General features: G+C 57.8%; 18 protein-coding genes. 6 read left to right on the top strand and 12 right to left on the bottom strand.

Annotated features, from left to right (window positions below):
• The first annotated feature begins 54 nt into the window (after nt 1-54).
• Nucleotides 55-603: a CcdC family protein gene (locus GYN08_RS18870; protein WP_166277572.1), complete on the top strand. Its 549-nt coding sequence runs from the start codon at nt 55-57 to the stop codon at nt 601-603.
• Between the two features lie 870 nt (nt 604-1,473).
• Nucleotides 1,474-1,989, top strand: a complete 516-nt coding sequence (locus tag GYN08_RS18865; RefSeq protein WP_166277570.1) for a nucleotidyltransferase domain-containing protein — start codon at nt 1,474-1,476, stop codon at nt 1,987-1,989.
• A gap of 88 nt (nt 1,990-2,077) precedes the next feature.
• Here GYN08_RS18865 and GYN08_RS18860 read toward each other — a convergent pair whose 3' ends face one another.
• Entirely contained in the window at nt 2,078-3,511 is a 1,434-nt protein-coding gene (locus tag GYN08_RS18860; protein WP_166277569.1) for a glycoside hydrolase family 1 protein, read from the bottom strand.
• 96 nt (nt 3,512-3,607) lie between these two features.
• Here GYN08_RS18860 and GYN08_RS23845 point away from each other — a divergent pair, with 96 nt between their 5' ends.
• Nucleotides 3,608-4,873: a LacI family DNA-binding transcriptional regulator gene (locus GYN08_RS23845; protein WP_235946390.1), complete on the top strand. Its 1,266-nt coding sequence runs from the start codon at nt 3,608-3,610 to the stop codon at nt 4,871-4,873.
• 45 nt (nt 4,874-4,918) lie between these two features.
• Entirely contained in the window at nt 4,919-6,724 is a 1,806-nt protein-coding gene (gene nagZ / locus GYN08_RS18845; protein ID WP_166277567.1) for a beta-N-acetylhexosaminidase, read from the top strand.
• Between the two features lie 273 nt (nt 6,725-6,997).
• Here nagZ and GYN08_RS18840 read toward each other — a convergent pair whose 3' ends face one another.
• Nucleotides 6,998-7,996 carry an NADP-dependent oxidoreductase gene (locus GYN08_RS18840; RefSeq protein ID WP_166277565.1) on the bottom strand — a complete coding sequence of 333 codons (999 nt, stop codon included), beginning with the start codon at nt 7,994-7,996 and terminating at the stop codon, nt 6,998-7,000.
• 356 nt (nt 7,997-8,352) lie between these two features.
• Between GYN08_RS18840 and GYN08_RS18835 the strand changes: the two genes are divergently transcribed.
• A complete protein-coding gene (locus GYN08_RS18835; protein WP_166277563.1) occupies nt 8,353-9,309 on the top strand; it encodes an L-lactate dehydrogenase in 957 nt (318 codons plus the stop codon).
• Nucleotides 9,310-9,408: 99 nt separating this feature from the next.
• Here the strand turns inward: GYN08_RS18835 and GYN08_RS18830 are convergent, their stop codons facing one another.
• The 6 genes from GYN08_RS18830 to GYN08_RS18805 all read right to left on the bottom strand — a co-directional run bounded on the left by GYN08_RS18830 (nt 9,409) and on the right by GYN08_RS18805 (nt 13,342).
• On the bottom strand, nt 9,409-9,783 hold the full coding sequence (locus GYN08_RS18830) for a hypothetical protein (RefSeq protein ID WP_166277561.1): 375 nt from the start codon (nt 9,781-9,783) through the stop codon (nt 9,409-9,411).
• A 163-nt stretch (nt 9,784-9,946) separates the two neighbouring features.
• The gene (locus tag GYN08_RS18825; RefSeq protein ID WP_166277559.1) at nt 9,947-10,687 is read right to left on the bottom strand and encodes an ABC transporter permease; all 741 of its coding nucleotides are present in this window, start codon (nt 10,685-10,687) and stop codon (nt 9,947-9,949) included.
• Entirely contained in the window at nt 10,688-11,404 is a 717-nt protein-coding gene (locus tag GYN08_RS18820; protein WP_166277557.1) for an ABC transporter permease, read from the bottom strand.
• The gene (locus tag GYN08_RS18815; protein ID WP_166277555.1) at nt 11,401-12,387 is read right to left on the bottom strand and encodes an ABC transporter ATP-binding protein; all 987 of its coding nucleotides are present in this window, start codon (nt 12,385-12,387) and stop codon (nt 11,401-11,403) included. Before GYN08_RS18815 ends, GYN08_RS18820 begins: the two co-directional genes overlap by 4 nt.
• 175 nt (nt 12,388-12,562) lie before the next feature.
• A complete protein-coding gene (locus GYN08_RS18810; protein WP_166277553.1) occupies nt 12,563-12,718 on the bottom strand; it encodes a hypothetical protein in 156 nt (51 codons plus the stop codon).
• Nucleotides 12,719-12,979: 261 nt separating this feature from the next.
• Nucleotides 12,980-13,342, bottom strand: a complete 363-nt coding sequence (locus GYN08_RS18805) for a MerR family transcriptional regulator (protein WP_166277551.1) — start codon at nt 13,340-13,342, stop codon at nt 12,980-12,982.
• A 111-nt stretch (nt 13,343-13,453) separates the two neighbouring features.
• On the opposite strand from GYN08_RS18805, the gene GYN08_RS18800 reads away from it, so the two are divergent.
• Nucleotides 13,454-14,215 carry an SDR family NAD(P)-dependent oxidoreductase gene (locus GYN08_RS18800; protein WP_166277982.1) on the top strand — a complete coding sequence of 254 codons (762 nt, stop codon included), beginning with the start codon at nt 13,454-13,456 and terminating at the stop codon, nt 14,213-14,215.
• A 200-nt stretch (nt 14,216-14,415) separates the two neighbouring features.
• Here the strand turns inward: GYN08_RS18800 and GYN08_RS18795 are convergent, their stop codons facing one another.
• From GYN08_RS18795 to GYN08_RS18780, 4 genes are all read right to left on the bottom strand, one after another.
• Nucleotides 14,416-14,607 carry a DUF4177 domain-containing protein gene (locus GYN08_RS18795; protein ID WP_166277548.1) on the bottom strand — a complete coding sequence of 64 codons (192 nt, stop codon included), beginning with the start codon at nt 14,605-14,607 and terminating at the stop codon, nt 14,416-14,418.
• A 132-nt stretch (nt 14,608-14,739) separates the two neighbouring features.
• Nucleotides 14,740-15,870: a site-2 protease family protein gene (locus GYN08_RS18790; RefSeq protein ID WP_166277546.1), complete on the bottom strand. Its 1,131-nt coding sequence runs from the start codon at nt 15,868-15,870 to the stop codon at nt 14,740-14,742.
• A gap of 22 nt (nt 15,871-15,892) precedes the next feature.
• Nucleotides 15,893-17,203: an ABC transporter permease gene (locus GYN08_RS18785; protein WP_166277543.1), complete on the bottom strand. Its 1,311-nt coding sequence runs from the start codon at nt 17,201-17,203 to the stop codon at nt 15,893-15,895.
• Nucleotides 17,200-18,096 carry an ABC transporter ATP-binding protein gene (locus GYN08_RS18780; protein WP_166277540.1) on the bottom strand — a complete coding sequence of 299 codons (897 nt, stop codon included), beginning with the start codon at nt 18,094-18,096 and terminating at the stop codon, nt 17,200-17,202. The genes GYN08_RS18785 and GYN08_RS18780 overlap by 4 nt, the downstream gene beginning before the upstream one ends.
• Nucleotides 18,097-18,388 lie beyond the last annotated feature (292 nt).

Genomic DNA, 18,388 nt, shown 5'->3' with positions numbered 1-18,388 from the left:
GACTGCGTCTTTTCGGGCGCGCGTTTCGATTCCATCAAGAGAAGAGGCCTATAAATGATAGATTGGATCAACTCCATCTTCGATAAGTTTTTCTCGCTGAATCCGATCCTGCTCAGCGTGCTGTTTACCCTGTTCTTCGCGGGCATGGCGTTTATGGCGCTGTTCATGCGGATGAAGGCCAGCAAGCGTCCGCTCTCGGTCAAAAAAATTATGATGCCTCCGATCGGCATGGCTACCGGTTTCTTCATGTTCGTCATTCGCGATATCCAGATCCCTTGGATGGGCGCGCTGGCGGCGTTTCTCGTCGGCTGGTTCCTGTTCGCGTATCCGCTTATTCTGGGCACCAAATTCGAGCAAATCGGCAGCGATCTGTTCGTGAAGCGTTCCAAGGCGTTCCTGATCATTCTCGTCGTGCTGATCGTAATTCGCCTGGCGCTGCACGGCTACGTCGAGCGGTTCGTGACCCTGCCGCAGACCGGAGGCGTGTTCTTCATCCTCGCGTTCGGCATGATCCTGCACTGGCGCCTGAATATGCTGCTGCGCTTCAAGCGCATGACGGGCGGTTCCGAGGGCGGAACGTCGGCGGGAGCGGCGAAAGCCTGAGGGCCCGCAGGAGCGGCCTCAGCCGGGCGAACGGCGGTGACGCGGAGGAGCCCGAGGGGACCGCGAAAGCCGAAGGGCCTGCTGGGACGGCTTCAGCCCGGGCGAGCGACGGTGACGCGGAGGAGCCCGAGGGGACCGCGAAAGCCGAAGGGCCTGCTGGGGCGGCTTCAGCCCGGGCGAACGGCAGTGACGCGGAGGGGCCCGCGAAGCCGTTAAGACACGGGGCAGGGCGTAAGCGTCGCGGCGGCGAAGCGGGACGGAAGAGCAGCGAAAAGTCGCACCCGGAGCGGATCCGGGCACGAACGGCCCCCGGCTATCGCCGACATTCGTTTTCGAACTTCCGCGAACCGCCCGCCGTCCGAAATAGAGGCTTTTCCGAAATAGCTGCGCTAGAGCACTTATTTCGCTCCAAAATGGCTTTTCCTTAAAAATAACTGCTGGAGAGCAGTTATTTTTCTATTTCGCGCTGTTTTTTTGTCCTTTTTCGTAAAATAGCTGCTCTGGCGCAGTTATTTTGCAAAAAGAGGCGCTTATCTTGCAAATAACTGCTTATATGCAGTTATTTTTCGAGCCATGCCATTTGGATGAGGCGCGGGTCGATCTCCCTTTGCTCCTCAACCCCCTCGAATCTCCCAGGTTTCCGCGCTTATTCAGGTCTGCTCGTTTCCCAGGGTTTCCAGGCTTCTCCGGGCCCGCTCGTTTCCTCAGGTTTCCACGCTTCCCCAGGTCTGCGCGTCTCTCCGGTCTCCCGAATCGCCGTCCCCTCCCACTTCGGGCACAACTTTCTCCCGCAGGCGATGTATTCATAAGCAGAAGCAGACGGGCGTTCCGAACGGCAAGCACACTCGGGCACGCTTAAGGAGGAAAAACATGCAGACTTTGTCTCAGACCGAAAAACAGCTGGGCCTTTTACGCGAAATCGGCGATTTGTTCGACGAGATCGGCGAACCGTTCTGGCTGAGGGGAGGCTGGGCGATCGACTTTCGGGTCGGCCGCGTTTTGCGCGAACACGACGATCTCGATCTGGTCGCCATGCTGAGTGCCGAGCGGCCGATCGCCGGCAGGCTGGAAGCCGCCGGTTTCGAGAGCATTGTCATAAACGACAAACAAATCGATTACCGGAAAAACGGCGTCGACGTGCAAATCCTGTATTTGACGCACGCCGAAGACGGTTCCCTCGTTCCCGACGGCATCCCCGAGTGGATCTGGATGCCGGACTGTCTCGATCCGCGGGTTCGCCGTTTGAACGGAACCTCCGCCCGCTCGCTCACCCCGCGGCAGCTGCTGGCCGAAAAGCTCGATTACGAACGCATCGGCCGCCCGAAAAGGGAAAAAGACGCCGCGAGCAAAGAACTGCTGCGGCGGCTGATCGACGAAGAACGGTAGCGGGATTCGCCGATGCGCAAAAAAGGGCGCCTCCTTCGGGAGGCGCCCTTTTTCTGTCCGCTGCCGGGTCGGACCCGGCAGCGTTCCCTTATCGCTTCAGACTTCTGCCGTTCGTCGCGATCACTTCTTTGTACCAACCGAACGATTTCTTTTTGTAACGTTCCAGCGTGCCGCTGCCGTCGTCGTGACGGTCGACGTAGATGAAGCCGTAACGCTTCTTCAGCTGCGCCGTCGACGCGCTGACCAGGTCGATGCAGCCCCAAGTCGTGTAGCCCATCACTTCGACGCCGTCTTCGATCGCTTCGCCGACCTGCACGAGGTGATCGTTCAGGTAGTTGATGCGGTAATCGTCTTCGACCGTCTTTTCTCCCTTGTCGTTCGTGATCAGCTCGTCGACCGCGCCCAGTCCGTTTTCCACGATGAACAGAGGCTTCTGATATCTGTCCCAGAAAGAGTTCAGCACGTAGCGCAGCCCTTTCGGATCGATCTGCCAGCCCCACTCGCTCGCCTGAAGATGAGGGTTCGGCACGCCGCCGAGCAGGTTGCCTTCGCCTTTGAGCTTTTTCTCCGGGTCGGCCGTCTCGCAGATGCTCATGTAATAGCTGAACGAGATAAAGTCGACCGTATGCTTCAGCGCTTCCTCGTCGCCTTCCTCGAATTTGATCTCGATGCCGTTTTCCCGCAGGTAGCGCTTCATGTAGCCCGGGTATTGACCGCGCACGTGGATGTCGGCAAAGGCCATATTTTTGTGATCGGATTCCATCGCTTGGATCACGTCGTCCGGGTTCGGCGTCAGCGGATAGATCGGCATGCTGAGAACCATGCAGCCGATTTGGAAGTCCGGATTGATCTCGTGGCCGGCTTTGACCGTTTTGGCGCTCGCGACCAGTTCGTGGTGGATCGCCTGGTACAGGTCTTGGTTGCTCAGCTGCTTCTTCGGCGTCGAGATGCCTCCGCTCATGAACGGCGCTTCGAGGATCGAGTTGATCTCGTTGAACGTCAGCCAGTACTTGACTTTGTCCTTGTAGCGTTTGAACACGGTCGTCGCATAGTGCACGTAGAAGTCGACCAGCTTGCGGTTGACCCAGCCGTCGTATTCGCGGGACAGGTGCAGCGGCGTCTCGTAGTGGGAAATGGTGACGAGCGGCTCGATGCCGTATTTGCGGCATTCGTCGAACAGGTCGTCGTAGAACCGCAGGCCCGCTTCGTTCGGCTCGGTCTCGTCGCCTTTCGGGAAAATGCGGGACCAGGCGATCGACGTGCGGAATACTTTGAAGCCCATTTCGGCGAACAGCTTCACGTCTTCCTTGTAGCGGTTGTAGAAGTCGATGCCGATCAGCTTCATATTGTCTTCCGTCGGCGCTTCCGTGATCAGCGGGTCGCCCCCATGACCGGCGAATCCGCCTTTCGGGGTTACGTCTTGGATGGACCAGCCTTTGCCGTCCGTCTCGTATGCGCCTTCAAGCTGGTTCGCCGCTACCGCGCCGCCCCACAAAAAGTTTTCCGGGAACTGCGTGCTCATCTACAATCACTCCTATATGTTAGAATGGAAAGGAAGTTCTTGCGTTCAGCATAAATCGTGAAACGCGTTCCACGTCAACCCCAAGGAGCCGACTTTATGCCCAATCTTGAAGAAATCGCGAAACTTTCGGGCTTTTCCAAGGCGACGGTCTCGCGCGTGCTCAACAAATCCCGCCATGTCAGCCCGGAGACGAGAGAGAAAATTTTGCGGGTCATCCGAGAAATGGACTACGTGCCGAACCGCAATGCCGTCTCCCTGTCGAAAGGCCGGACCATGCAGATCGGCATGATCACGGCCGGCATCACGGAAGTGATCCTGCCCTTTATGACCAGCTTCGTCGAAGCCGCGGCCGAACACGGCTTCCAGACGATCATCTATACGTCGGACTCGGACCGGCAGAGAGAACTGCAGGCATTCGAGGATCTGAAGCAAAAAAGGGTCGACGGCCTGCTGATCATTACCTGCGTCAACGATCTGTCCGTCGTCAGCTCGTACGGCAAGTACGGACCGATCGTGTCGTGGCAGCGGATGGATCGCCCGGACATTCCGTCCGTGGCGATGGACCAGTACGACGGATACAAACTTGCCGTCGAGCATCTGCTGTCGCTCGGCGTGACGAAGATCGCCAATGCGTTCGGCCGTCCGAGCAGCCTGAATACGCAGCGGCGGATTCAGGCATACGAGGACCTGATGGAGGAGCGCGGCCTGGAAATCCGCCGCGATTGGTATTTCAAGTCCGTCTATCATCTGGAAGACGGGCAGGCGGTCGTGCGCCGGCTGCTCGGCGCGCCCGAGGAGAATTCCGGGGCTTCGCGCCCCCGGCGCGAAGCTGCCGCGGGCGAACCGGGGCTGCTGGAGGCGGCCGGGCGGGCGGACGGCGAAGAAGCGAGAGAAGGCGGCGCACGATCCGCGGACGAGCGGGCATTCAGGCCGCGTCTGGACCGGGCGGCCTCTCCGCCTTCGGCGGAGCGCGCCCGCGTCAGCGCAGCCTCCGGCGGCGGCCCCGGCGATGCAGCCTACGGCGGCGGAGACTCGGCCCGGCTCCGTGAGGCGGCGGCCGACGCCGGCGATAGGCGAAGCGAATTCTCCGAACCGCCCCAGGCCATCGTATGCGCCAACGACTACGTCGCGGCGGGCGTGCTCAGCGAAGCCCGGCGGCTCCGCTGGAGCGTGCCCGAACGGCTGCGCATCGTCAGTTTCGACAATATGCAGATCGCCGGCACGCTGGGTCTGACCAGCGTGCAGAATCCGATCCGCGATCAAGCTTACAACGCTTTCGCGCTGCTCTCGCCGAGACTGCTCGGCCGGCAGATTCCGCTGAAGCCGCTGGCGTTCGGTCTGAACGTTCGCGAGACGACCTGATCCTCCCGAATATAAGCAACGTCACAGAAAGGAGCTTATCCGTCCATGCCCCGTAAGACCCGGAGCTCCGCTCCTTTATGGAAATTGATTTCCGCCGTGCTGCTGATGCTGGCCATCGCGGGCGGCGGCATGCTGCTGCTCAGAGAGCAGGACGATTCCCCGCGGCAGACCGCCGCTCAGACTCCCGCTCGCGATGCCGCCGGACCGACAGGCGGCACTGAAGAAAGCGGCGCTCAGGCAGATCCCTCCGCCGGCTCCGAAGCTGCCGGACTCATCGCCGAACTCGTCTCCTTGGCGAGAGAAGGCCGCATCCCGGACGCGAATTTCGTCGTCGGCAAAACCAGCTCGGAAGAAGTGGAAGCCGCCTGGCAGGCGCCGGAACGGATTTCGCAGAGCGGACAGGCGGTCTACGCCGATTATCCCGATCGCTTCGCGACCGTCGGCTACCGGGACGGCATCGTGACCGACCTTCGTTCGGACGATGCGGGCCTCCGCGGGATTCGCTATCTCGACATCCTGTCCGAGCTCGGACAAGCCGACAGCGTCAAAATGTACAAGGACGAAAAAGTCGATCAGATAATTCTCGGATACGGCCTGCCAGGCGGTTATACGCTTCGCTGGGTGCTGCCCAAGCCATGGAGCGCCGAAGCCTCCCAGGCGGACGGCTCGGGCGGCGAAGACGCCGAAAATCCCGCGCTCGATCATATTTCGCTGATCGGACCGGCACGGGCCGGGAATGACGGAGCGAAAAAGGCCGCGGCGGACGAAAAGGCCGCAGCACCGGCGGAACTGCCGGCGGCGGCCGTGCCGGACGGCGCCGCTCCTTCCCCCGAAGAAGCGGCGGACTCTCCGCTTGCCGATATGACGCTGGACGAAAAAATCGGCCAGATGATCGTCGCGGGCGTCGAAGGCCGGTCGCTGCGCCAAACGGATAAGGCTCTTATTCGGGAACGCCGTATAGGCGGCGTGATCTTCTATGCGGACAACATAGAGTCCGCGCCGCAGACCAAGGCGTTTGCGGAAAGCATCCAGGCCGCCAACCCGAACGACAAGCTCCCCCTTTTCGTCAGCGTCGATCAGGAAGGCGGCCGCGTCGCCAGGTTGAAGGGCGTCGACAAGGTACCGACGGCCGCGGCGATCGGCAGACAGGGCGATGCCGCTTATGCGCGCTCCGTCGGAGAACTGCTGGGCGAGCAGCTTCTGTCCCAGGGGTTCAACTTGGACTACGCGCCGGTTCTCGACGTCAACAGCAACCCGGACAACCCTGTGATCGGCGACCGGTCCTTCGGCGCAAGCGCAGCGCTCGTATCCAAACTGGGCATTCCGGTCATGCAGGGGCTCGAATCCAAAAAGGTCATTCCGGTCGTCAAACACTTCCCCGGGCACGGCGACACCTCCGTCGACTCGCATGTCTCGCTTCCCGTCGTGAACAAGAGCACGGCCCAGTTGGACAAACTGGAGCTGGTTCCGTTCAAAAAAGCGATCGCCGAAGGCGCCGATGTCGTCATGATCGCCCATATTCTGCTCCCCAAGCTGGACAAGCAGTATCCTTCGTCCATGTCGAAAGCCGTCATCACCGACCTGCTGCGCGAGAAGCTCGGCTTCGAAGGCGTCGTGATGACCGACGATATGACGATGGGGGCCATCGCGGAAAATTACGGTCTGGGCGAGGCTGCCGTGCAGTCGGTGCTGGCCGGCAGCGATATCATTCTCGTCGCGCACGAAGCGGAAAACGCGGTCCAAGCCATCGACGCGATCAAGAAGGCCGTACGTTCCGGCAAAATTTCCGAAGAGCGAATCGACGAGAGCGTCGCCAGAATCATCGAATTGAAGCAGAAGTATCTGCAGTGACGTCAAATCCGGATTCCGTTCGGCGGCCTGCTCGTTCCCCGAATGCACCGGCCCAGAACGAAGGTCGGGAAGCGGAAATCCATGCAAAAAAACCGGCGTTCCGTAACGGAACGCCGGTTTGCCAGGCACGTTATGGCCCGGGAATTTCTCCCGGGCTTTTCTTCGCGTTCATTCGTTCCGCCAGGTTTCGGCATGCGGGAAGTCCGCGGCGGCTTTTTCGTCCCGTCGCCGCCCGGACGCCGCCTTCGGCCTTTTTCGACGGCAAACTCTTTTTTAGACTTTCACCAACTGCTTGCCCAGGTTTTCTCCGGTAAACAGTCCGAAAAAGGCTTCCGGCGCATTATCGAATCCTTCGATGATGTTCTCCCGGTATTTGAGCTTGCCTTCCCGCATCCAGCCGGCCATCTCGGGGATTGCTTCGCCGAAGCGCTGCTGATACTGCCCGACCAGGAAGCCTTTGACGAGCGCCGTCCGGGTCAGCAGAAGCGGAAGGAAACGCGGTCCCGGCTCGGGATCGCTCACGTTGTACTGCGAAATCTGCCCGCACAGCGGAATCCGCGCATTGCTGTTCAGCAGCAGGAACACGGCATCGCTCACTTCGCCGCCCACATTGTCGAAATACACGTCCACGCCGTCCGGGCATGCCCGTTCCAGCGCCTCGCCCAGCGATTCCGTCTTGTAGTTGACGACCGCGTCGAAGCCCAGTTCTTCGGACAAATAGCGGTTTTTCTCTTCCGAACCGGAAATGCCGACAACCCGTGCGCCTTTGATCTTCGCGATCTGACCGACGATCATGCCGACCGCCCCGCCCGCGCCGGAGACGACCACCGTCTCACCCTCTTTCGGCTGACCGATATCCAGCAGACCGAAATAAGCGGTCAGTCCGGGCATCCCCAGCGCGCCGATCGAAGACTGAACAGGCGCCAGGTCGGGATCGACCGGAACGACGTGATCGCCGTTCACGGCCGCATGCGTCTGCCAGCCCCATCCGCCCTGTACGATATCGCCTTCTTTGTGGGAAGCATGCCGGCTCTCGATCACGCGTCCGACCGCTCCGCCTCCGAACGTGCCGCCGATTTCATAAGGTTTGGCATAAGACTTGGTGTCGTTCATCCGGCCTCTCATATAAGGATCGACCGACAAGTACAGCGTCTCGACCGTAATCTCGCCGTCTTTCGGCGCTTCCAGCTCTTCCGTCTTCAATTCGAAATTCTCCCTTGTCGGCATACCGTCGGGACGGCTTGCCAGCACAAAGCGCTTTTTCTCGGACACGATTTGCTCACCTCCGTTTGTATTGGCCTTCCCCGCTTTTTCCGATTTTCCGAAAAGGCAAGCGGCAGCAAGGCAACATTAGGTATATACCCTTTTGCGCCCCAGGCCGTCCCTTTCGTCTCTTCATCCCCGTTCCCGTCTCCTTTTCTTCCATTTGTGTTCTTTTTATTCGCTTTTCCGTCAAACATGTCATGTATCGTAACATATTCATGCATTTTGTGGCTGACAACCGACTTTTTATCCGTTAAAATGAAAAAGACGAGCCGTTTTGGAATTTTTCATGTAAAGAAGTAAACAAGAAAACCTTTCACTTATAAATTTTCGATACAAATCATTAATAACTAGGGAGTGACAACATGGGCAGAAAAAATCGCAAAGTTGCCATTATCGGATCGGGTCTAGTGGGCTCAAGCTGCGCTTACGCCATGATCAACCAGTCGATCTGCGACGAAATCGTCCTGATCAGCCGCAACCATGAACATGCGCTCGCGCAGGCGCTCGACCTGTCCCACTGCGCGGACTTCACTTCGACGCGCACCCGCGTGCGCGCGGGCGGCTATGCCGACTGCGGCGACGCGGACATCGTGGTGCTGACGGCCGGCGCCAACGTCAAAGCGGGACAGAAGCGCATGGACATTGTCGCCGAAGCCGCTTCGATCACCCGCGAAATCGTGACTGCGGTCATGAGCAGCGGCTTCGACGGCATCTTCGTCGCGGCCGCCAACCCGGTCGATATCGTCACCCAGATCACGGCCCAGGTATCGGGACTGCCGCGCCATCGGGTGATCGGGACCGGCACGTCGATCGATTCGGCGCGCCTTAAGACGCTACTGGCCGACGTGTTCCAAGTGGACCCTCGCAGCGTGCACGGCTACGCCATGGGCGAGCACGGCGAATCGCAGTTCGTCGCCTGGTCGCATGTTACGATCGGCGGCAAGCCGATTCTGCACATCGTCGAAGAGCACAAGCTGCGCTTCCCCGATCTCGATCTGAACGACATCGCGCGCAAGACCAAAGACGCCGGTTGGGAAATCTTCACCCGCAAAGGCTCGACCCAGTTCGGCATCGGCAGCGCCATCGCGTATATCACCCGCTCCATCCTGAACGACGACCACCGCATCATCGCGGTATCGGCGATCCTGGACGGCGAATACGGCCAGAAGGACGTCTGCGTCGGCGTACCCGCGATCATCGGCGACGGCGGCATCGAAGAGTTGATCGAATTCAATCTCAGTGACGAGGAAAAAATTCTCTTTGAACGTTCCTGCGAGATCATCCGAGCGGGAATGGAGAGCCTGGCGCAGCCTTCTTGAGTGCTGACGCTAAAAAAACGGTCCGGAGCACAGCTCCGGACCGTTTTTTGTCATGGATATTTTAACTTTCCGCCTTAAATTGCAGGGCATTTCCCGCCGTCAGCGGTGCCCGGATCTTCCTCGGCGAACGAACAACCCGAAAATGCCGAACATCAGCGCCAACGACACGACCAGGGATACGCAAAATACGGAAAAGGCTTTTCCGTGCGATCCTTGGGCCGCTTCGTAGAACTCGACTCCGGTGTCGAGCATGGCCTGCTCGGAACCGTTTTTCGCTTCGTATCCCGCGGCCTCTTCCCGGTGCAGCATCGTCAGCGAAGCTTCCGGGCTGCCGATAAACGATGTTTGCGCCGCCGAAGCGGCAGCGTTTGCTTCCGGAACGGCCGCCTCGGCGCCAACCGGATGAGCCCATGCCGCCAGCGAAATCGCGGCGGCCATGCAGGCGGCCGGGATGAACTTTCTTTTGCCCATCATGAAATTGTACCTCCTTCCGCAGCGGGGCGCCGGCCGTCTCGCCGGGCCCTCTCGCGCTTCGAAAATTCGCCTTTTCTCCTATAAACGTCATAAACGGACGATTCGTGAACACTCGGCGGCACTTTTCTCGAATTTTTCTTTTGTCTTTTTCAGCGGTGCGGGTTTATACGGGTTTCCGGCCGAAATACGCCAGCCCCGCCGCCGCAAACACCGCGAAACTTCCTCCGACCGTTATCATCAAGTTCAGCAGCGGCAGCGTAAACCCGCCGAAGTCGTATTCCCCGCCCGCCTGCATCATCACCAGCATCGGCTGCACCCAAGGATAATACGGAGCAAAGTCCGCAGAGTTTGCAACCAAAATATTCGGCACGGTGAAAATCATGTTCAGCACGAGCGGAGCGGCGAAGCTGCTCCACATCGCGGACACGAACAGCTGCAATGCGGCCAGCGGCAGGCAGGCTGCGAAGCCGCCCAGCATTCTGACGGCGAACAGGTTCCACGGTACCTGGGAGAGGTCGAAGCCTTTGAGCAGGCCGACGCCCAGCACCGCGGCAAAAAACAGCAGCTGGCTCAGCGCCAGCGCGCCGGTTACGACCAGCAGCTTCGACAGATACAGCGCACTACGCGAAACGGGGAGGGACATCATCTGCTTCCAGCCGCCTCCCGCATGTTCGTAGCGGCAGACGAATGCCGAGAAAATGCCCGCCATCATCGGAAGGAAAAACATGGCGTGCAGCAGCGTCATCACAAGCAGAAGCCCGAACCATGCCCCTTCTCCGTTATCGACGGTCGACAGCAGCCCGACCCCTGCGCACAATACGGGATCGATAATCGTCAGCAGCATAATCTGGGAGCGTCCGAGCTTGATTCGTTCGCTCCGCAGCGCCGCGATCCATGTCGTCATTCAAGCCACGTCCTTTCTCGAAAAATGCGCCGAACCGAGCAAATACAGGACGGCGAACAGCCCGACGCCCAACCCCATGAAGGTCAGCGCTCTCTGGCCGCTTACGACCAGCGCCGGCCAGGCCAGCGGGACGACTTCCGGCATGGAAGCGCCGAAGACGGACATCAGCGATGCCGCGATGCCGAGCGAGATCGGAATCGCTTGGTTGCGGAACGTCAGCGTCAGCCACAGCGTGAAGCCCAGCATCGGCAGCGACGCGAGCATCGGATACACCCCGAACGTCAGCAGGTCGGCGTAAGGAATCGGCCCGGAGAAATTCAGCGCCAACCCGACGGCCGCCGTCGAAACGCTCAGCAGCGCGCAGGCGGCCAGCAGTTGGATCAGGCAGCAGAGGAATTTGGAGGCGAATACCTGGGAGCGGCGGACCGGCAGCGCCAGCATCTGTTTCCAGGAATTCTGCTTGTTCTCGATATTCGCGATCATGGCCATCAGCAGCGTCATCGCGAGATAGACCGCGATCGGCACGAACATCGCCGTCTCGTTCAGCAGCCCGGACCACGGATCGGCCGCATAGCGGCCTCGCACCAAGTAGTCGTAACGAAGCCCGAAGTTGAGCGCCTGCATGGCCGCCAATCCGACGGGACCGATCAGCACGACCCACCAGATGCCGGTGCGGCGCATTTTGAGCAGATCGGTGCTCAGCAGTTTGCCGATCATTGCGCCGCCTCCCTCCGCAGTCCGGCCGCTCGGGGCGCGCCGGAAGCGATCGTGTCGTCGGCGCTTGCGGCGTCCGAAGAACCACCGCCCGTCATCGTCAGGAACAGGTCTTCCAGCGACTTGCGGCGCTCCTCGACCCGGTAAATGCTGTGGCGCGCGTCGACCAGCGCCGTCACCAGCCGGGCGATCTGATCGTTGTCGATGCCTTTGAATACCAGCTTGCCCTGATCCAGACGCGGGAAGCAGCCCAGTTCGCGCGCCGTAATCATCGCCGTTTCCGCGTCGGACAGGGCGATATGAATCTCGCTGCCCGCTTTGCGCTGCAGATTCGGGATCGTGTCCTGGAAGATCATCCGGCCCTGATTGACGATGCCCACGCTGCTCGCCATCTGTTCCACTTCGCTCAGCAGGTGGCTGGAGACGAGCACCGTGATGCCCTGCTCCTGCGGCATTCTTTTGATCAGTTCGCGAATCTCGAGGATACCCGAAGGGTCCAGCCCGTTCGTCGGTTCGTCCAGAATCAGCAGCTCCGGGCTGCCCAGCAGCGCCGACGCGATGCCGAGCCGCTGCTTCATGCCGAGCGAATAGCCTTTGACGTGGCGCTTGGCGTCCTTGGTCAGGCCGACCGTGTGCAGCACCTCGTCGATCCGGCTCTTCGGCACGTTCAGGATGCGGCGGCTCGTTTCCAGATTCTCGATCGCGTTCAGGTGCCCGTAATACGACGGATATTCGACCAGCGAGCCGACGCGGCGCAGAATCCGGAGCCGGTCCTTTCTCAGATCCTGCCCGAAGATCTGCACGACGCCGCTGTCCGGCTTGATCAGGCCGAGCAGCATGCGGATCGTCGTCGTTTTGCCCGCGCCGTTCGGCCCCAGGAAGCCGTAAATTTCGCCTCGCGGAATCGCCAGATTGAGCGCGTCCACCGCGCGGGTGCCCCGGTACTTTTTCGTCAAGTTGCGGGTCTCGATCATCATTTCGGTCATGTCCCTCACCTCTCGTTTTCTTATCGTTGTTTCTTATGATAAGGAGGCAAGGTTAAACGGAGGGCGACCTCAAGTTTAAATTTGGTTTAAAAAAAGCTATCCCCTTAAAAAGAAGGATAGCTTTTCGACAAAAAACATTGGCTCGAGATGAATGTCGCCGAGCTGCGTACAAAGCCTAATAGGATTGGGCTTTTTTGTTGATAAAATCGATGGCGTTTTTCCGGTTGTTCAGCACGAACTTATATTCCTGACCGGATTTAAGACGCAGAAGCATTCCGTTCGGAATAATCTTCCACGTTTTCCGTTCCTGCGCGTATTCGATTTCGTCCATCCCGATACTCAGCTCTTTTTTTTGGATATTGAGACTGTGCGGTTTAAAAAAACATGGGTGTCCGTGACCGCCAGATATCCGCCTACCCCTTCCAAGCCTCGGAATAGATTCGCGGGAACTTGCATGTCGTGATACGGGTTCATCGTTACCTCTCCTTCGCGATCAATGATAGGGTCGGTTTCTATTTCCCTTTATACGATAAAATCGTTAAAGTGTTTCAAAGCGTCTTTTTCGAACCTTTACGGCCGATGTCGCGCAATCTTATCTCGACGATCCGATCAAAGTCCGATATCCCGCGATTTTGCGTTCCAGCATCTCGTCCGCGGCGGTGAGCGTCTCAAGCTGGGCCCGGATCGATCGTTTGTGCTCGGCCAGCAGCTTCACCCGGGCTTCCGCGGTATGCTCGCCTTCCCGTACCAGCGAAGCGTACTTCTGAATAGCCGCGATCGGCATCTGCGTTTCTTTGAGCTTGATGACGAACTTCAGCCAGCTGATATGCGATTCGTCGTATCTTCGGTCTCCGCCCGCATCCCGCAGCGGCAAGACGATCCTTTCCTTTTCGTAGTACCGCAAAGTATGGGCACTGATTCCGAGCACTTCCGCCGTTTCGCCGATTGTAAGCATGTTCGACTCCTTCTTCTTTTTCCGACTTGACTTAGAGTAAACTCTAATCAATATAATCGACTTAAGGACCGATCGCAATGTCTCAATCGATCGGGCAAGGGAGGAATCATGATGAACTATACCGTCATTACCGGAGCAAGCTCGGGGATCGGCTACGAAGCGGCTCTTGCTTTTGCGTCTAGAGGAAAAAACTTGATCCTGGCGGCGCGGCGTACCGAAGAATTGGAACGTTTGAAGGCGAACATCGCGGAGATCGACGGCAGCCTGGACGTTGTCGTCCGCACGGTCGATTTGTCCGCCGCCGAACGCGTCTACGGGTTCTACGACAGCCTGCGGGATTATTCGATCGAAACCTTGATCAATAACGCGGGCTTCGGCAACTACGATCCCGTCGGGGAGCAGCATCTGCCGAAGATCGAGCAGATGCTGCATCTCAACATCGAAGCGCTGACGATTCTCTCTTCCCTCTACGTTCGCGATTATGCCGACAAGGAAGGCACGCAGCTCATCAACATCTCGTCGCGCGGAGGCTATTCGATCGTGGCGGAGGCGGTGACCTACTGCGCGACCAAGTTCTACGTGAGCGCCTTTACCGAAGGACTCGCCCAGGAACTCCGAAGCAAAAATCTGCCGATGCGTGCCAAAGTGCTTGCGCCGGCCGCGACGGAAACCGAGTTCGCCAAACGCGCTTTGGATGTGGAACGCTTCGAATACGGGACCTCCGTTCGCAAGTTCCACACCGCGGAGCAAATGGCGGGCTTCCTGCTGGAGCTGTTCGACAGCGACAAGACGGTCGGCATCGTGGAAGGAGCGACGTACGAATTCAAGCTGCAGGACCCGATCTTCCCTTATATCGACCGGACGAGAAACTAGCGCCGCATGCGGAACGCGCGAAACCAGCGCGCCTCGACCCGATACAGGCGAACGACGGCGCAGCGAGATTCGCGCAGCCGATACGGCAAAAGAAGCCCGCGATGCCGATACGACATTGCGGGCTTCTTTCGGTTTTGCGCGGTTCGTTGAATGCCGAGCTTTTCTCGAGATGTCTGGCCGTTTCCGGTCCGCCCGGAATTTTAAGCTTGGATTTCGCGTTCGAAATACAGCTCCATGAACGTCGCCGTTCCGTATCCCACAGACGGCGGAGCGAACAGCTGGACCAGTCGCCAGCCTTCGCGGGCATGGGCATGAATGATCGCGTGATGATCTTCTTTCGGTTTGCCTTTCAAAGCTCCCATTTCGATCCGGACAATATCGTATTCGTACATCAGTAATCGCTCCTTTTGTTATGAATAATAGTGAAAGAATGATAATGAAAAGATAAGTTGCTGCCAGAACCACGAAAGATACGGATCTCGGATTTGATTTGGATTTGATTCAGATTCAGCTTTGCGCTTGGATTAGACTGTCGGCAGGCCCGCACGCCGCAGACGGCGCTCCTCATATTCGTAAAAGGCGCCAAACGATGCAATATCGCTTTGCATCGAACGAACCGATGCCATGTACTCGTCGACTGCGGGCCCAGTTCCTTCTATATAAGCTTTTGCCTTAAGCAGCAGCGGCGAGAGCTTGTTCTCCCGGCCGCCGATCTGTTCATACAGTGTTACAGCTTTATCCCGCTCGCCCGCTTCGCACAGCCGGACAATTTCTTCACCCAAAATCATCATCGTGACATCGCGGCGCATTTTATTCATTTTGATCTTCGAACCCTCCGCTTGAGACCAGTTCGTCTCTGCCTCACGGGTCAGTTGGCTTATCGCCGCCTGATCGATCTCCATCAGCTTCGCGTCGTACAGCAGATATAAATCGTACAAGTTTCGTCCCTTGGGGGAAAGCGGAGAGTCCGCTATTTTCTGCAGGTAGTGCATGCTGTCTTTTTCCAGAACGTCCCTTTTCTCCGCATCCATCCGCTTATCCTGAACGAGGAGCGTCCAACCCGTCATCAGTGCAAAATTCCGACGGCCGAGCATAACTGCGCTTACGCCGTCGCTGAACAGTGTAGCAAGTCCGATTGCGATAGAGAACACCCCGTATCCGCCGGGCAGACTCCATAAGGAAGGTGCCAAACTCAGAGCAATCATCCCAGTTACCAGACTGAAAGCAGGTCCTCCCACATAGACGATCTGCTGTCGACGAATCGCTCTGTCAAATGAAGCTTTGTCTCTATAAGCTCCGATCTCATTCTGCATGGCACCGAAGAAATGTTTATTTCTGAAAGTAAAACGCAGCCGGCGTTCCGGGAACAAGAGGATAAAAGGTCCCCAATACAGGCGAGTAATCCGGTTTCCGACCAACAAGGCAGACAGGATATGACCAAATTCATGCACCAGAATCGTGAACATAGCCAAAGCAGCCAGCACGATCACCAAAGCGGTTGTCGGCCAAAACCCAGCGAACCGAGAGGCTCCCGCTCCGATTTCTTCGAACAGCGGCGATCCGCCCATCTCCAGCAAATTCTTGAGCGCGAGAAAGCCGAACCAGCCGGCTAACGCACCGATCAAGGGTGGCGCAAGCTTTTTGAATAGGCCCATTGTTATCCCTCCCTAGCAGATATCAGGCCGCGTCGCTTGGTTTACCTGTTTTGTCGGCTTGTACAGAAGACACAGCCTGCGGACGAACCGGTTTGTTGGACACGCCCAGCATCTTCAGCATCGTGCCGATCGACGGCTTCTGTCCGTACAGCAGCACGCCGCCGCGGTAAATCTTGGCCGACAGCAGTCCGACAAGCAGCGTCGAGACGGCGAGAATCAGGATTGGCAGCAGGATCTCCATCAGTGCCGGCTCGCCTGCACCGACCCGGACCAGCAGCACCATCGGTGTCAGTAAAGGAATGTATGAGGAGGCGACGGCCAGCGTTCCATTCGGATCTTTAAGTGCAATCAGAGCGAGAAAGAATCCTACCATAAACACCATCGAAATAGGCAGAATCGCTTGGTTTACCTCTTCACTGCGGCTGACGATCGAACCGGCTGCGGCAAACAGGGTCGCATAGAAGAAGTAACCGAGGATGAACATTGCAGCGGCTACAGCCAACGTCTGCACACCGAGAATCGACAAGTCAACAGAGAGTCCGCCCAGCGATAGACTTTCTCCGGCGCCGCTAAATGTCATGAGCAGAACGCCTGAGCCGACAATGATCGCAAACTGCAGAATACCCGCCAGACCTACGCCCACGACTTTGCCTGCCAGCAGCTGAACCGGGCTGACTTTGGTAATCAGAATTTCCTGAATACGCGATCCTTTCTCCTCAGCAACCGAAGTCGCCACATTGCCGGCAAAGAAATAGATCATGAAGAACATCAGCGTCAACAGCGTATAAATCGGCAGATAAGTTTCAGCAAACGATTTGGCTCCGGCATTTAACTCATTGAGTTCCAAGCTCGGCTGTATAGTCAGCGACGCAGCCTGTTCATTCGTCAAACCCAGCGACTCTACACGATCGTTCAGGTTCAGACGCTCCACGTAAGCCGACAGATTCGGAGCAAAGCTCACATCATCTTTCCGGTTCACCGAGAGTGCGATCTGCGGAGCTGCAGCAGCGTCGGCACTGCGCTCAATCACGACAATCGCCGCCAGGTCTTCGCTTTGCAGCAGCTGCTGCTCCGCCGCCAATTCGCTCTCCGGTACCATTTTCCATTCATAGATCGGCGAGACGGTCGAAGTCAATTCGCTTGCTTCAATCGGCAGCGGCGATTTGTTGACGACCGCGACCGTGCCTTCCGTCAGTGCCTGTCCGCCGAAGAATCTCGGGATCAATATGATCGCCGCAATTGCTGCCACTATTAAAAGCGTCATCCATGTAAACGACTTGGAGCGAACGCGCCCTTTAAACGAGTGTCCGAATACGATTCCGAATGTTTTCATACCGCTTCTCCCACCTTTTCAATAAAGATTTCATGCAGCGACGGTTCTCTAAGTTCGAACTTGAGCATCGGCACGCCGGCTTGACCGAGATCCCGCATCAGTTCGTGCGCCTGCGACTCGCCTTGTACCTTGATCGTCCATTCCTGCGCATCGCGGCGAATATCCGATAATCCTTTCCGTTCCAGGAACGGAGCCAGATCCGCTTCGCTTCGCAGGATCAGATTATTGCGTCCGTACGCGCTCTTGATATCAGACAGCTTGCCGTTAAGCTGCATCCGGCCTTTTTTCATAATGCAGATGTTCTCGCAGAACTGTTCGACCTGCATCATCTGGTGGCTGCAGAAGACGACCGCTTTGCCGACTGCAATCTGCTCTTTGACGACCGAAGCCAGCATGTCCGCATTGACGGGATCAAGTCCGCTGAACGGTTCGTCCAGGATAACCAGTTCCGGATTATGAATCAGAGCCGAGATGATCTGCACCTTCTGCTGATTGCCTTTCGACAGCTGTTCGAGCCGCTTGTTTTCGTGTTCGCCGATGCCGAGACGTTCAAGCCATGTCTTGAGCGCTTTCTGCGCTTCGCCGCGTTTCATGCCTTCCAGGCGGGCCAGGTAGACGAGCTGTTCGCTCACCGTCTCCTTCGGATACAAACCTCGTTCTTCCGGCAGATAGCCGACGCTCGGCCGGTTCGCGAGGAACGGCCTGCCGTTCCACAGCACGTCGCCCCGGTCGTATTCCAGCAGTCCCAGCACCGAGCGGATCGTCGTCGTTTTGCCCGCGCCGTTGCCTCCCAGCAGTCCGAACGCTTCGCCCGCTTTGACCTCCAGCGTGATGTCGTCCACGACGTATTTGCCTCCGTATTGTTTGCCGAGACGGTTGATCGAAAGTGTCATGCCGTTCGCTCCCTTCGTTTGCTTTTTATAGGTGCACTTCGGTGTGTATGTACAGTGATTAGTGTGTATGTCTATATGCACACTATATTACAGGCAGGAGATTTTTGTCAAACGTTTTTGAAAAAAAGAGTAGCCGAAGTTCTGAACAAATGACTTTGAAATCAGCGAAACCCGCACGGCTGCGCGGTTCGTCGAAGAGAAGCCGAACTGAAAATCGGAAGGAGAGCGGGAAAGAAACGAGGATGGAAGGTGTGTATATCGAGGCACGGTGTGTATATAGAGACTATGTATG

Origin of the sequence: Saccharibacillus alkalitolerans, assembly GCF_011090185.1 — a bacterium.
GTDB lineage: Bacteria > Bacillota > Bacilli > Paenibacillales > Paenibacillaceae > Saccharibacillus > Saccharibacillus alkalitolerans.
The sequence above is the reverse complement of the archived record's forward strand: the minus strand, read 5'-3'. Positions and strand labels throughout refer to the sequence as shown.